This is a genomic window from Paenibacillus humicola (assembly GCF_028826105.1).
Classification (GTDB): domain Bacteria; phylum Bacillota; class Bacilli; order Paenibacillales; family Paenibacillaceae; genus Paenibacillus_Z; species Paenibacillus_Z humicola.
This window is the reverse complement of sequence record NZ_JAQGPL010000001.1, coordinates 3,917,110-3,932,364: the sequence shown is the minus strand read 5'-3', so window position 1 is coordinate 3,932,364 and position 15,255 is coordinate 3,917,110. Positions and strand designations below refer to the sequence as shown.

11 protein-coding genes and 1 pseudogene are annotated in these 15,255 nt (G+C 54.9%); all 12 read left to right on the top strand.

From position 1 onward, the window contains the following. Window positions 1-190 precede the first annotated feature (190 nt). Window positions 191-1,004, top strand: a pseudogene (locus tag PD282_RS27460) (alpha/beta hydrolase family protein). Between the two features lie 20 nt (window positions 1,005-1,024). Then, window positions 1,025-1,192: a YezD family protein gene (locus tag PD282_RS18160; RefSeq protein WP_274652051.1), complete on the top strand. Its 168-nt coding sequence runs from the start codon at window positions 1,025-1,027 to the stop codon at window positions 1,190-1,192. A gap of 311 nt (window positions 1,193-1,503) precedes the next feature. Further along, window positions 1,504-2,541 (top strand): sulfonate ABC transporter substrate-binding protein, encoded by a 1,038-nt coding sequence (locus tag PD282_RS18155; protein ID WP_274652050.1) that lies wholly within the window; start codon window positions 1,504-1,506, stop codon window positions 2,539-2,541. A gap of 56 nt (window positions 2,542-2,597) precedes the next feature. Further along, complete coding sequence (gene ssuD / locus PD282_RS18150; protein ID WP_274652049.1) at window positions 2,598-3,740, top strand: FMNH2-dependent alkanesulfonate monooxygenase; 1,143 nt, start codon at window positions 2,598-2,600, stop codon at window positions 3,738-3,740. Between the two features lie 12 nt (window positions 3,741-3,752). Next, a complete protein-coding gene (ssuC, locus tag PD282_RS18145; RefSeq protein WP_274652048.1) occupies window positions 3,753-4,544 on the top strand; it encodes an aliphatic sulfonate ABC transporter permease SsuC in 792 nt (263 codons plus the stop codon). Next, window positions 4,514-5,323 carry an ATP-binding cassette domain-containing protein gene (locus PD282_RS18140; RefSeq protein WP_274652047.1) on the top strand — a complete coding sequence of 270 codons (810 nt, stop codon included), beginning with the start codon at window positions 4,514-4,516 and terminating at the stop codon, window positions 5,321-5,323. Before ssuC ends, PD282_RS18140 begins: the two co-directional genes overlap by 31 nt. Window positions 5,324-5,590: 267 nt before the next feature. Continuing rightward, window positions 5,591-7,384: a cache domain-containing sensor histidine kinase gene (locus tag PD282_RS18135; protein ID WP_274652046.1), complete on the top strand. Its 1,794-nt coding sequence runs from the start codon at window positions 5,591-5,593 to the stop codon at window positions 7,382-7,384. Window positions 7,385-7,387: 3 nt separating this feature from the next. Further along, on the top strand, window positions 7,388-8,401 hold the full coding sequence (locus PD282_RS18130) for a response regulator transcription factor (RefSeq protein ID WP_274652045.1): 1,014 nt from the start codon (window positions 7,388-7,390) through the stop codon (window positions 8,399-8,401). 185 nt (window positions 8,402-8,586) lie between these two features. Further along, entirely contained in the window at window positions 8,587-9,891 is a 1,305-nt protein-coding gene (locus PD282_RS18125) for an ABC transporter substrate-binding protein (protein ID WP_274652044.1), read from the top strand. An 88-nt stretch (window positions 9,892-9,979) separates the two neighbouring features. Further along, window positions 9,980-10,849, top strand: coding sequence for a carbohydrate ABC transporter permease (locus PD282_RS18120; protein WP_274652043.1), 870 nt, complete (start codon window positions 9,980-9,982; stop codon window positions 10,847-10,849). A 22-nt stretch (window positions 10,850-10,871) separates the two neighbouring features. After that, window positions 10,872-11,741: a carbohydrate ABC transporter permease gene (locus tag PD282_RS18115; RefSeq protein ID WP_274652042.1), complete on the top strand. Its 870-nt coding sequence runs from the start codon at window positions 10,872-10,874 to the stop codon at window positions 11,739-11,741. Window positions 11,742-11,827: 86 nt separating this feature from the next. Next, window positions 11,828-15,244 carry a glycoside hydrolase family 2 TIM barrel-domain containing protein gene (locus tag PD282_RS18110; RefSeq protein ID WP_274652041.1) on the top strand — a complete coding sequence of 1,139 codons (3,417 nt, stop codon included), beginning with the start codon at window positions 11,828-11,830 and terminating at the stop codon, window positions 15,242-15,244. The last annotated feature ends 11 nt before the right edge of the window (window positions 15,245-15,255 follow it).

Genomic DNA, 15,255 nt, shown 5'->3' with positions numbered 1-15,255 from the left:
CTTTGGGCGTCTTTTTATTTATCCGCGGAAAGGAGTTAACGGGCGATATGTCCAATCGTCGGTTCCGTCTGTCCGGTGATCCATGGGAATGGCTGTTTGCCGTCTTTTGTATGGTCATAGGCTTGTGGCTGCTTTTTCATTAGTTTGTGCGGATGAACCTGTCAAAAGAAATGAATAAGGTGTGAGAAAAATGAATCACATGATCGCCATTCAATCCTCAGACGCCGAGCTGTCTGCAGTTTTGCAGTATCCGTTGTCCGGCGGTAATAACAAGTTTCCGCTGGTGATCATCTGTCACGGTTTTATCGGGAACCGGATTGGGGCGGACCGATTGTTCGTCGATGCCGCCAATTCGTTTCTCCGGGGAGGCTATATGGTCCTTCGTTTTGATTACGGAGGGTGCGGCGAAAGCGGCGGCGAGTATGGCACGGGAGGCATGGACCGGCTTATCGAGCAAACAAGATACGTCATCGACTACGCGTCCGCTTTGGATGTCGTGGACCAGGAACAAATTTGTTTATTGGGGCACAGCCTGGGCGGTGCGTGTCGCGCTTCTTACTGCCGTGCGGGATCCGCGGATTAAGACGCTGATCTTATGGTCGGCCGTCGCATATCCATGCGGGGACATTCGCCGCATCGTCGGATCGGAAGTATGGAAGGAAATCGAGGAGAAGGGCAGCGCGCATTATTTGAATTACACCTTGACGAAGCATTTTATACGTTCGCTGGCGAGCTTTCAACCGATGGAGGAATTGCAGCGTTATCAGGGTAATGTGCTCCTTGTTCACGGGACGAACGACGATGTCGTTCCCGTCGATCATTGTTTTCTTTATCAGAAAGTATTTTGGCTCAGGCGGGAGGGCATTTGCGATAAAGAAATCATTTTGCAGGGAGACCATACCTTTTCTTCCAGCACCGCAAGAAAGGAGCTGCTTGAAAAAACGATTCATTGGCTGAAAGGCTTGAGGGACAAAAAATGGCTTTGGAGCGGCTGGTCGATATGAATTTAAGGAGGGACAATAGGATGTCCAATGAGGAAACGGGGCGCCTTTCCGCGGGTATTGACGAAGAAACGCTGCAGTGGATTCTGAAAAATCTGGACGGATTGAAATACGGTACGGTTCATATTACGGTGCATCAAGGCAAAATCGTTCAGATCGACCGGACGGAAAAAATCCGGTTCGATAAGTAACGCTTTATAATTCATAGTTTACAGGTATGATTAATTGGTATAAACTAAACCCATCAGCGAATGAACCGGAGTGCATTCCAGGTGCGGCCCGCGATTTCCGGATAACCGGAATTCCGGGAAGCAAGCGCTGTCGTGCGGGAAATACGGCTCTCCAAGCCGCTTTGCCGAAAAAACGTTTATAAGCGGAAGGTCGACCGGATCACCGGAGGTCTCCCACCTATTCCATCACTGTGGAATCGGCGGGAGATCTCTTTTTGTTTTTCAGGATCCGATTCGTGCCTTGCGTCATTCCAACAGCGGAGATGAGAACAATGAAGCTAACATTCAAACCATCCGTCCTGACCGCATTCTTGATCGTCATGGCTGCCGCGGCGGTTCTGGCGGGCTGCTCGAAAAGCACGACGGCGGTAAATGCAGGCGGCGCCGCGAGCGCCCTCGGGAACGCCGATTCGGCTTCGGCAGGCGGGAAAAGCCCGGGTACGAAGGAAGTGCGCATCGGCTTTCAAAAATACGGCACGATGAACATCCTGAAGGCGAGAGGGACGCTCGAAAAGCGTCTGAGCCCCGAGGGCTACAGCGTGAAATGGGTCGAATTTCCGGGCGGTCCGCAGCTGCTTGAAGCTTTGAATGTCGGCAGCATCGATATCGGGCATACGGGAGAAGCGCCGCCGATTTTCGCGCAAGCGGCCGGGGCCCCGCTCGTCTATCTCGGACATGAACCGGCCAGCCCCAAAAGCGAAGCGATTCTCGTTCCCAAAAACTCGCCGATCCAAACCGTCGCCGATCTGAAAGGGAAAAAAATCGCGCTTAACAAAGGCTCGAACGTTCATTTCCTGCTCGTGAAGGCGCTGGAAAAGGCGGGGGTGAAATACTCGGATATCCAGACGGTATTCCTCGCCCCGGGCGATGCGAGGGTCGCTTTCGAGAACGGCAGCGTCGACGCATGGGTCATTTGGGATCCGTTTTTTGCCGCCGTGCAAACCGCGACAGGCGCGCGAGTGCTTACGGATGGGAAGAATCTGGTTTCCAACAATGAATTTTACATTGCCTCCCGGACTTATGCCGAGCAAAACAAGCCTGTCGTCGATGCGGTGCTCGATGAGCTGAATAAAGTCGATGCGTGGGCGAAATCGAACCAGAAGGAAGTCGCGGAGATGCTCTCCAAGGAGCTGGGCATTGACGTTCCGTCGCTGGAAACGGCATCGGAGCGCCGGGGCTACGGGCTGCAGCCGATTAACGAATCCGTCATTCAGGCGCAGCAAAACATTGCCGATACGTTCTTCGGCTTGAAGCTGATTCCGCAAAAAATCCGGATTGCGGACGCGACGTCAAAGGACTTTACGAAATGAGCCTATGATTCTTAGCGAAAAGCTTTATCGACTCTAAACGAAAGCGGATGATCGAGATGGAAGTGTTCTGGTTTATTCCTACGCATGGCGACGGACGATATTTGGGCAGCGGCAACGGCGCCAGAGCGGTAGACGATGCCTATACACGGCAAATTGCCCAGGCGGCGGACCGGCTCGGATTTGGCGGCGTGCTCCTTCCGACGGGCAGCTCCTGCGAAGATGCATGGGTGGTCGCCTCTTCGCTTATTCCGGTTACGACCAAGCTGAAGTTTCTCGTCGCCGTCCGTCCGGGCCTGATGTCGCCGACGCTCTCGGCACGCATGGCCGCGACGTTCGACCGTTTGTCCCACGGACGCCTGCTGGTCAATGTCGTAACCGGCGGCGACCCGGTCGAGCTGGCGGGAGACGGGTTGTTTCTGGAACACGACACCCGCTACGAGGTGACCTCCGAGTTTCTGGAAGTGTGGCGCCGCGAGCTGTCCGGCGAGACGGTCGATCTCGAAGGGGAGCATCTCCGGATTAAAGGCGGCAAGGTGCTGTATCCGCCGGTTCAGAAGCCTTATCCGCCGCTTTATTTCGGCGGCTCTTCGCCGGCGGCGCAGCAGGTAGCTGCCGATCATGTCGATGTTTACCTCACCTGGGGCGAACCGCCGGCGGAGGTGGCAAATAAAATTGCCCGCGTGAAGGAGCTTTTCAACCAGCGGGGACGAAAAGTCCGTTTCGGCATCCGTCTGCATGTCATCGTGCGGGAGACGGAGGAAGAAGCCTGGAGAGCGGCGGAAAGCTTGATCAAATATGTGGATGACGATGCGATTGCGGCCGCGCAGAAAGTGTTCGCCCGGTTCGACTCGGAAGGACAGAAACGGATGACGCGGCTTCATGGAGGAGACCGTTCCGGGCTCGAAATTTCGCCCAATCTTTGGGCAGGCGTCGGACTTGTCCGCGGCGGCGCGGGAACCGCGCTGGTAGGCGATCCGGAGACGGTGGCGAAACGGATGCTCGAGTACAGGGATCTGGGCATCGAAACGTTTATTTTTTCCGGCTATCCGCATCTGGAAGAAGCTTACCGCGTTGCGGAGCTGCTCTTCCCGCTGCTGCCGCTTGCGCAGCACGAAGCAACAGGCCCGATTTCCACCAGTCCGTTTGGAGAGTTGATTGCAAATGAAATTAAACCGCCCGTGCGGACGCCGGTCAGCTAAAGGGGAAGACGTATGAGTAAACCGAAACGGCTGCAGGCCTTCTGGTCGGACTATGGACTTCCCTGGCTTCTTCCCGTCCTTCTGATTATCGTGTGGCAGCTGCTCGGTACCGCCGGTTTCATCCCCGCGCGCGTTCTGCCGACGCCGCTTGCCATCGTAAAAGCCGCCATCGCCTTATCGAGCAGCGGAGAGCTGTTTGAGTATATCGGCATCAGCACGCAGCGGGCGCTGATCGGCTTTGCAATCGGCGCTGCAATCGGTTTTGCGCTTGGATTTTTGAACGGCATTGCGCCAATGATGGAGAAGCTGACGGACACCAGCATGCAGATGCTCCGCACGATCCCGCATCTGTCGCTCATCCCGCTTGTTATTCTTTGGTTCGGAATCGGGGAAGAAGCGAAAATATTCATTGTCGCACTAGGCGTCATGTTCCCGGTTTATTTGAATACGCTGCACGGCATTCGGTCGGTGGAGCCGGGGCTTATTGAGATGGGACGGATTTACGGGCTGAGCGGGTGGAAGCTGTTTCGAACCGTTATTTTACCCGGCGCGCTGCCGTCCATACTCGTCGGCATCCGGTTTGCGCTCGGCATCATGTGGATTACGCTGATCGTCGCGGAGACGATATCGTCCGACTCGGGGATCGGCTATATGGCGATGAACGCCAGGGAGTTTTTTCAAATGAATGTCGTCGTGCTCAGTATCCTGCTGTACGCCATACTCGGCAAACTGTCCGACTCGATCGCCAAATACATGGAAAGGAGCTGGCTCAAATGGCATCCCCATTACCGTCAAAAGCCGTAAACGGCCGGAGCGCGTATTCCGTGCCTGAACGGGAAAATGGTCTCGAGCTTGAGATTCGCGAAGGCACGGTCCGTTTCGGCGAAAAAACCGTGCTCGACCGCGTCAGTCTTCGCATCCGACCCGGCGAATTTCTTGCCGTCGCGGGCCGGAGCGGCAGCGGCAAAAGCACGCTGCTGCGGCTCATTGCCGGCCTTGAAAAGTCCGAAGCCGAGGCCGTTTTCTTCGACGGCGCCTTATCGTCCGGCTTGCGCAGCGACGTCCGGTTCATGTTTCAGGAAGCGCGCCTCCTTCCCTGGAAAACGGTGCTCGATAATGTGCGCATCGGCGTTCCCGGCGGCGACCGCGGCAAAGCGCTCGTAGCGCTGCAATTCGTAGGGCTGGACGACCGTGCCGGCGAATGGCCGGCCGTGCTGTCGGGCGGGCAGCGTCAGCGGGTTGCGCTGGCAAGGGCGATCGCGGGCAGCCCGAGGCTGCTTTTGCTTGACGAGCCGCTCGGCGCGCTCGATGCGCTGACCCGAATCGAGATGCAGCAGCTGATCGAGCGGCTGTGGATCGAACGGCGGTTTACGGCGGTGCTCGTGACGCACGATATCAGCGAGGCCGTGGCGCTCGCCGACCGCGTCGCCGTGGTGGAGCAGGGGGCCATTACGTTCGACGTGCCCGTCGCGCTCGCTCGTCCCCGCGAACGGGACGGCGGCTTTGCGCAGCACGAGAAGCTCATTTTAAACCGCGTGATGACGAGGGGGAAGCAGGAACGGGAATCCGTTCGGGTCTTATAACGCAACCTTTGGTTTCATTACTTGAGGAGAAACCTGCTTCGCCGCCGAAAGGACGGCGACAGCCGATAAGTCTTGTTTTGTCCATGTTAAAAGGGCGAAAGGTCATTCCGGATTGTATACCGGGGCGGCCTTTTTTGCGTTTCTCCGAACGTAAAATCGAAGGTCAACGGTTTTTTCGCCGAATCGGACGGCCAATATTTTTCATCTGCCGGGCATTGCGTTTTAGGCGGGATATCAGTATGATGCCCTTATTGGAGGGGTGACCGATTGCTGCGATTAGGAAAGTACTGGGAGACGCGGACGCTCAAAAAAAAATTGATGTTCACCTTCATGCCGCTTGTGCTCATTCCGATGATCTTTCTCACTGTCTTGTCCAGCTGGATATACAGCACGCAAATTTCGAAGAGCATCGATCATAATGTGACGAATTCGCTCAATTTGATCAACAATCAGTTGAATACGTACTTGGACGAGCTGACGAGACTGTCGGTTCTTCCGTATTATAACAGCCAAATCCTGACGATCATGGGGCAGACGGGAGACATCAGCGATTCCGACTACAAGCAGATTCAGGGCCTGCTGTCGCAGGCGATCCGGAATCCGAGAGAAGACCTGCAAAGCGTGTTTATTTACCGGAATGACGGACAAATTTTTTCGAGCTCCATCTATAATGCGAGCATCAACTACCAATACGATTTCAAGCATTCGCCGTGGTACAAGAAAGCGGTTGCAGCGGACGGAGGCGTTGTTTTTACCGGCAAGGTGAGCGATACGCGCATCATCAATCGTCCGGAGCCCGCGTTTTCGGTGGCCAGGGCGATCAAGCTGTATAACGGGCCCGTCCTGGGCGTCACGATTATCGACGTCAACTTTACCGGTTTGGAAAGTATTTTCCAGAATGTCGATTTGGGCAAAGGATCGAATATCGTCGTATTGGACGAAAATAACCAAATGATTTACAGCAAAAACAACAACGATATCGACCGGCTGTCCGGCATCGATTTCTCGAAGAGTATGCCCCGGAATTTGCGTGACGGCCGCGACAAGCTGATCGTCCATCATATCGATTCGGCCGATACCGGCTGGAAAATTGTCGGCATCGTATCGGAGGCGGAGATCAATCAAGGCAAAACGATTCTGTACCGGACCATTTTAATGGTATCGGCCATTATTTTTGTGGCGATCGTGATCGTCTCCATTCTGCTGTCCAATACGATTACGAGACCGCTCAAAACGCTTCGAATGCTGATGGGGAAAGTGGAAAACGGCGATTTTAACGTTTCGTACCAATCGCTCGGCGGCAACCTGGAGATCAGCATGGTCGGCAGAGCGTTCAATAAAATGAATCAGAAAATCGACGAGCTGATCAATCAGGTGCTGGAAATCCGCTTCAAGCAGCAGGAGGCGGAGCTGAACAATTTGAAGCTGCAAATCCAGCCTCATTTCCTGTTCAACAATTTGGAGGCAGTCCGGGCGCTGGCGGAAATCGGGGACCGCAAAGGAATTGCCGAGCTGACGACGGCGCTCGGCGGCATCCTGCGCTACAGCCTGACCAAGCAGAACGACAAGGTTCGGCTTCAGGATGAGATCAACCAGGTCAAACGTTACCTGCGAATCGAACAAATCCGCTCGGGAGACGCGCTGAAGGTCGAATACGACCTGGACGAAGAGCTGCTCGGCTGCCGGACCATCCCGATCCTGCTGCAGCCCGTCGTCGAAAATTGCATTCATCACGGATTCGGACAAATCAACGGGCAGAAGCGGATTGCCATTGCCGTGAAGGCTTCGCGCGACGGCATTCTGATTACGGTCGCGGATAATGGAACAGGGATGGCGCCGGACGAGCTGGCCGGGTTGAACGCCTTCCTGGCCGGCGAATCGAAGCAATTTTCGTTCGGGAATTCCGGAATCGGTCTGCAAAATTTGCTCTCCCGCATCCGGCTCGAATACGGCGCCGCTTACGGGATCGCGCTCGCCAGCCGGCAGGGGGCGGGAATGACGGTTCATATTCGAATCCCCCGCATTGACGACGGCGTGCCGGCGCTGAAGGAAGGAGGATGATCGATGCCTCGTCTGCTTATTGTCGACGACGAGTGGCTTATTCGAAAAGGAATTGTCGGCATGGTGAAGCGGCTGCAATCCGATTGGTCGATCGAAGAAGCCGCGAACGCGAAAGAAGCGATTGACCTCCTGACGCTGCACGCGTTCGACTTGATTTTATGCGATATTAAAATGCCCGGCATGGACGGCATCGAAATGCTTGACGAGTTGACGCGCCAGGGCATCCGGATTCCGGTCGTCTATTTAACCGGCTATGACGAATTTACGCTTGTCCGGAATGCACTTCGCTTAAGAGCGTACGATTACTTGCTGAAGCCTGTTAACGACAGCGACGTGGTCGCGGTGTTTGCGAGATTCCAAACCGATTTTCTGACGATCAGCGTTCGATCCGGCGTCCAGGATACCCGCCTGCAGCAATTCGAATTTGGGCTGACCAATGCGCTGGAGTCGTTTGACGCCGACCGGGTCTCGCACGCGATCGAAGAAGGGCTTGCGCTGCTGAACGGCTCGATGTCCAAGTCGGAGTCCGTCGATGAAATTGTTCGCGTGGCCGCAAACTTTTTCGGCAAAAATCGGCTGCCCGGCTTCGAAAAGGAGATTTCCCTCTCTTCGAACGATTTGAGCAATCTGGAAACCGTCAAGCACGCGATCCGCATCCGGCTCGCGCATTTGAAAGCGATCGGCGAGGCCGAAGACGGCAACAAAATCGTCAAAAAGGTCAAAGCCTTTATCGATCAAAATATCCAGCACCAGCTGACGCTTGCGGAAGCGGCGGAGCAAGTCCATTTTAATCCGACCTATTTCAGCGAATATTTCAAGGAGAAGAGCGGGGAAACCTTTATGCAGTACGTGACCCGCGTCAAGATCGAAAAAGCGAAAGCGATGCTCGCCGATCCTACGATCAAAATTAATGACATTTCCGATTTTCTGGGCTACAAGGATCCGCGCTCGTTCAGCAAAATGTTCAAAATGGTGCTGGGATTGACGCCGACCGAGTACCGCCACCTTCAGAGGTAACGTCTTCCAAGGAATTGGAAGGCTTTTTGCCATGCGCCGAATTGCGTTCGAAATCACATTTGCAAAACACCCGAAAAATTGTTCCGTTTTCCGAACGTAAACGCATGTTCACTGAAAACGTTTGCCGCTAAAATAGATGCAGATGGTCGCGACATCACGATTTTACTACCAAACGGGGGTTTAATATGAAACGGCTTACATTATCGCTTATGGTTGGCGTTACGGTCGTCGGCACCGGAATGTTAAGCGCTTGCTCGTCGGGGAAGACGGACGACGCTCAAGGTTCTGCGAACGGTTCCGCCGCATCCGGGAAAACGGTAACGCTGAATTATTTCGATTGGACGGACGAGCAGCCCTACATGGATCAGGTCATCAGCGCATTCGAAAAGAAATATCCGAATATTAAAGTCAATGCCAGCTACGTTCCGACAAGCGATTATATCCAAAAAATTCTCGTCAATTTGTCGACCGGCGGCGGCGATATGGACGTCTTCGCCACGCAGAGCACATCCAATCTCGCCGAATATATTTCCAAGCAGGTGCTGGAGCCCTTGGACGATCTTGCGGGCTCGCCTGATCTTTCCGGAATCGCGGATTCGATCGGGCAGCTGAAATACGACGATCATATCTACGGCCTGCCATACCGGACAAGCAAATGGGTGCTGTATTACAACAAGGATATGTTCGATAAAGCGGGCGTGAAATATCCCGACGGCACGTGGACCTGGGACCAATATGAAGACGCATCCAAAAAGCTGACGAGCGGCAGCGGTCAGAATAAAGTGTACGGTTCCATGAGTTATCAGTCGGATAACACCTGGTGGAGGGTGCTGGCCAACATCGAAGGCGCGAGCAATCCGCTGAAAGCAGACGAGCTTCCCAAATTCAAGCAGGCGCTGGAGTATTATTATAACCTGACCTATACGGACGGCGCGCAGCAGCCGTTCGGCGAGCTGGTCGGCAATGCGGGAGCCGATTTCGCGGGACGCTTCCTGCAGGGAAGCGCCGCCATGATGTGGAACGGCGACTGGGCCGTGCAGCAATTGAACGACGCCATTCAGCAAAAAGGCGTCAAGCTGAATTACGATATCGCACCGCTGCCGCACTGGAAGGATCAGGAGCCGGCAACGACGGGTTCGTTTGCCGTCATCATGGTCAACAAACAAACGAGCCATATGGACGAGGCGAAGAAATTCGCGGAATTTATCGCTTCGGAAGATACGGCGAAAATCATCGCCGGCAACGGCCTCTTGACGCCATGGACCTCCGATGCCGTGAAGCAGGCATACCTCGCCAAGGTGACGACGCCGGCGCATGCAAGCGTCTTCTCCGACAATACCAAGGTCATGAGCCAGGTGCCGATGGATCCGCTGTACAACCAAGGCATCAATATCGTCAAGGAAGAGTCTTCCCTCTATCTGCTGAAGAAGCAAACGATCGACCAGACGATGCAGAACATTCAGGACCGCATCAAAAAAGAAGTCAAGTGATCGGCGGTCATGCCGCAAGCGCTTCCTGCCCGCCAGCGGGCGGGAAGCGTTTCTCAAGCCGATACCTTACAGCAAAGAGGGGGAAGACATGCTTCGTTTCAAACAATACGGGATCGCCTATTTGTTCCTTGCGCCTAGTCTGATCGGCCTGCTCGTGTTTATTTTATATCCGATTGTCGATTCGCTTTATTTGAGCTTTACGAAGTGGGACGGTTTAACGCCGATCAAATGGATCGGACTGGATAATTATCGCGATTTGCTGACGGACGATACCTTCAAAATTTCGTTGATCAACAACCTCTATTATACGGCCGTTACCGTGCCGATCACGATTGCGCTTTCCATTTTGCTTGCGCTCGTCATGAACGTGAAGGTACGGGGAATCAAGACGTTCCGCGTGCTTTACTTCTTCCCGAATATTACGGCCTCCATCGCCGTCGGCATTATTTGGGCTGCGATGTTCACGCAGTACGGGCCGATCAATACGATTCTGCGGTTCTTTGGCGCCAGCAATCCGCCGAGCTGGCTCGCTTCGACCTCGCTGGCGCTGCCGGCCGTCATGATGGTCAGCATTTGGAAAAGCGTCGGCTATAACGCGGTGATTCTGTTTGCCGGCTTGCAAGGCGTGCCCCGCCAGCTGTACGAGGCGGCCGAGCTGGACGGCGCCGGCCGGTTCAAACGATTTTTGCACGTGACGCTTCCCGGCTTGTCGCCCGTCATTTTCTTCAGCGTCGTGACCGGCGTCATCGGCTCGTTCCAGGTTTTCGATACCGTAATGGCGATGACGCAGGGCGGCCCGGGCCGGTCGACGAACGTTCTTGTTTATTACATTTACAATTCGGCTTTCCAAAACTATCACTTCGGCGCCGCTTCCGCGATGTCGTATGTTTTGTTTGTCATCATCCTGATCGTCACGCTGATCCAGCTGAGAGTGCAGAAGCGCTGGGTTACGTACTAGAGACCGAAAGGAGCGGGAGCTTATGGAGATGGCGGCGGGCGAAGGCGTCAACAAGACGATCGGGTTCGGCGGAAAACAGGTTCTCCGGACCACGCTTACCTATATACTGCTTTTGATTGTTTGTATTGTGACCGTACTGCCGTTTGTATGGATGCTGTCCGGCTCGCTGAAAAATCAGGCGACGATTTTTCAGCATTCGATGCAGCTGATTCCCACGCAGCCGCTGTGGTCGAATTACAGCGACGTATGGAGCAAAATTCCGTTCGGGACATTTTATTTGAACACGATCAAAGTATCGGTGCTGTCTACGGCAGGATCGCTCATTTCCGCGTCGCTGGCGGCATACGCATTTGCAAAGCTGAAATTTCCGGGGAGCAGCAAGCTGTTTTTGCTTTATTTGGCGACGATGATGATTCCCGGGCAGGCGATTATGATCCCCCAGTTTTCCATTATGAAACATTTGGATCTCGTCAATACGCACTGGGCTTTAATTCTGCTCCATTTGTTCAGTCCGTACGGCGTTTTTCTGCTTCGCCAGTTTTTCATCCAACTGCCGCACGATCTGAACGAATCGGCCCGCATTGACGGCTGTTCGGAGTTCGGCATCTTTTTCCGTATCGTGCTGCCTTTGGCCAAGCCGGCGCTTGTCACGCTCGGCATATTCAGCCTGCTCGGGTCGTGGAACGACTTTCTCCAGCCGCTTATTTACCTGAGCAATGAAAAGCTGTACACGATCCAGATGGGCATCCGGTATTTTCAACAGCTGAACGGCGCGGATTACCCGCTCATCCTGGCTGCAACGACGATGTCTCTCGTTCCGATCATCCTCATCTACCTGTTCGCCCAGCGATTTTTTATCGAGGGCATTGCGGTGACGGGCATCAAAGGATAAATCGGACGGCAGCGCCGGCGGTTGTTTCCTAAGCGGGTAGAACGGCGTAATCCAATAAAAGCAAAAAGAAAGCGGGCGTACAAGTCTTGAACAAAAAAACGCTGTTTAACGACGGATGGGCGTTTGCCAAAAGCGGCCTCGAGGTGACGGGTCACGACGGCCTTAGCTTTGAACCGGTCGATATCCCCCATGACTGGCTCATATACGATACCTTGAACCTGTACGAGGACGGCATCGGCTGGTACCGAAAGCGGTTCGTGCATGCCAAGGAAGCCGGCCAGGAGGTGCTGTTGTACTTTGACGGGGTATTTATGGACTCGTCGCTTTATGTGAACGGCCGGTTCATCGGCGAATGGAAATACGGCTATTCTTCCTTCGAGCACGAAATTACGGATGCGCTCGTCGAAGGGGAAAACGAAATCATCGTAAAGGTCGTGCACCAAAGCCCGTGCAGCAGATGGTATACGGGCGCCGGAATTTACCGCAATGTGTGGCTGAAGACAAGAGGCCGCAATCATATCGCGACGGACGGCATGTATATCACCGTGAAGCGGGAAGGGAGCGGCTGGATCGTCGAAGCCGAAACGGAGCTTGTCCTGGCGGACGATGCTCAGCTCTCGCATACGGTCCTGTATCGGGACCAAATCGTTGCCGCTTCTTCGGACAAGGCTTCAGCAGGAACAGCGTACAACCGTCAAAGGCTGCACGTAACGGATCCACTGCTGTGGAGCATGGACGAGCCTCATTTGTACCGTCTTGTCACCGAGCTGAAGTCGACAGCGGGGGGCGGGGAAACCGTTGAAACCGTGACGCAGCGGATCGGATTCCGTGAAATCGTCCTCGATCCCAATGAGGGCTTCCGGATTAACGGACGCCGGATGAAACTGAACGGGGTATGCGAGCATCACGATTTAGGCGCGCTCGGGGCCGCGTTTAATAAGGAAGCTCTCCGAAGAAGGTTCATCATCCTGAAAGACATGGGCGTGAACGCCATTCGCACCGCGCACAATATGCCCGCGCCGGAGCTGATGGACCTCGCGGACGAAATGGGCTTCCTCATTGTATCGGAAGCCTTCGATATGTGGGAACGGCCGAAATCGAAATTCGATTACGCCCGGTTTTTCAAGGATTGGGCCGCCGCCGACGTCAGAAGCTGGATCAGGCGGGACCGCAACCATCCGAGCCTGCTTATGTGGAGCATCGGGAACGAGATTTACGATACCCATGCCGGCGAGAGAGGCCTGGAGCTTACGGGCATGCTGATGGAGGAAGTGCGGAAGCACGATCCGAAGGGCAACGGATGGGTGACGCTCGGGTCCAATTATATGCCCTGGGAGAACGCGCAGAAATGTGCGGACCTCGTAAAGGCTGCCGGCTATAACTACGCCGAGAAATATTACCGGAAGCATCACGAGGAGCATCCGGACTGGATCATTTACGGCAGCGAGACGGGATCGGTCGTGCAGAGCAGAGGCATTTACCATTTTCCGTTTAAACAATCGCTGCTGGCCGACGACGACGAGCAGTGTTCCGCGCTCGGCAACAGCGCCACGAGCTGGGGGGCCAGATCCACGGAAGCGTGCATCATTGCCGACCGGGATACGCCGTTCTCCCTCGGCCAGTTTATTTGGACCGGATTCGACTATATCGGAGAACCGACTCCTTACCATACCAAAAATTCCTATTTTGGCCAAATCGATACCGCGACCTTCAAAAAGGATTCGTATTACGCGTATCAGGCGGCATGGACGGATTATAAGAAAAAACCGATGGTTCACCTTTTCCCGTACTGGGATTTCAGTCAAGGGCAGCTGATCGATGTCCGGGTCTGCTCGAACGCGCCAAAAGTCGAGCTGCAGTTCAACGGCGCCTCCATCGGCACCTTCGACATCGACCAAACGCACGGCGCGCAGCTGGGCGGCTGGTGGCAGCTCCCGTATGAGGAAGGCGAGTTGAAAGCGATCGCGTACGACGAGACGGGCGCCGTTATTGCGACCGATGCTAGACGATCGTTCCGGGATGCCCGGAAAATTCGGCTGCAGGCTGACAAAAACAGCCTGCTGGCGAATGGCACGGACCTCATTTTCGTCGAAATCGCGATGGAGGACGAAGACGGCAATCCCGTCGACAATGCGAATAACCGGGTGCACGTCGAGGTGACGGGCGCGGGCCGGCTGCTGGGACTGGACAACGGAGACAGCACGGATTACGACCCGTATAAAGGGCTGAGCAGAAGACTGTTCAGCGGCAGGCTGATGGCGATCATCGGGGCGAAGCTGGAACCGGGAACGATTCGGATCGAGGTATCCTCGAAAGGCTTCGAAACCGTTTCGGCGGAATTCGGGGCGCTGCCGGTACCCGAAGGAACGGACCTTACGGGAATTTCCGCGCGGATGAAGAATGAGGAACGGCCCTGCGTCACGGGGAGCGCGGAAGAAATTCCGGTGCGCAAAATTGACATCGTCAGCCCCTCCGGGCAGCTGCTCGATCCATCCCGGCGGGAAATTACGGTACGGGCGAAGCTGTACCCCGAAAACACGTCGTATCCGGAGGTCGAGTGGAGCGTCGTGAACGATGCGGGGATCGAATCGAACATCGCCAAAGTGGAAGCATTCGGCGCTGAAGCGCGAATTACGGCTTTGGGCGACGGGGATTTCCGGATCCGCTGCACGAGCAGGAACGGCACCGGCAAGACGAAGCTGATCTCCCAGCTCGAGCTGAAGGCCGTAGATCTCGGCACCGCCTATAAAGACCCTTACGGGTTTATCTCGGCCGGGCTTTACGATTATGGCAAGGGCGAAGTCAGCAACGGCAACGAGCGCGGCGTGGCGACGAGCCGGGACGGCGAAACCCAGGTCGGCTTCCGCGACATCGATTTCGGCCCGTACGGCTCGGATACGATCACGCTCCCGATTTTCGCCTTGTCGAGCGACAAATACGCGATGCAAATTTGGGAAGGCATGCCCGGCGAAGAGGGCAGCGAGCTGCTGGCCGACGTGATCTACCAGAAACCGTCCAAATGGAACGTGTACCAGGAAGAAACGTACGTTCTGCCCAAAAGGCTCCGCGGGATTACGTCGATCTGCTTCGTGCTTCGGCAGAAGGTCCATATCAAAGGATTTTCGTTCCGGAAACAAAATCGGGCCTTCGAGCAAATCGGCGCTGCGGACAGCGACCATATTTACGGCGATTCGTTTGCCATAACCGGTAACGGCGTTGAGGGCATCGGCAATAACGTGTCCCTGGAATTCAACCAAATGGATTTTGAGGGTGAAGGCTCCGCAAAGCTTGTCCTGTACGGCAGAGCGCCGATCGATAATACCATTCATATCCGTTTCGCGGGCGACAGCGGGGAGAGCAGCCAAATCGTCGAATTCGCGCAATCCGGCGGTTACGAGGAGCGGGTATTCGAGCTGGAAAACATAACGGGTGTCCAAAACGTGACCTTCGTCTTCCTGCCGGGATGCCAATTCGATTTCGGCTGGTTCCGGTTTGAGCGATAGGGAGTTGGTTC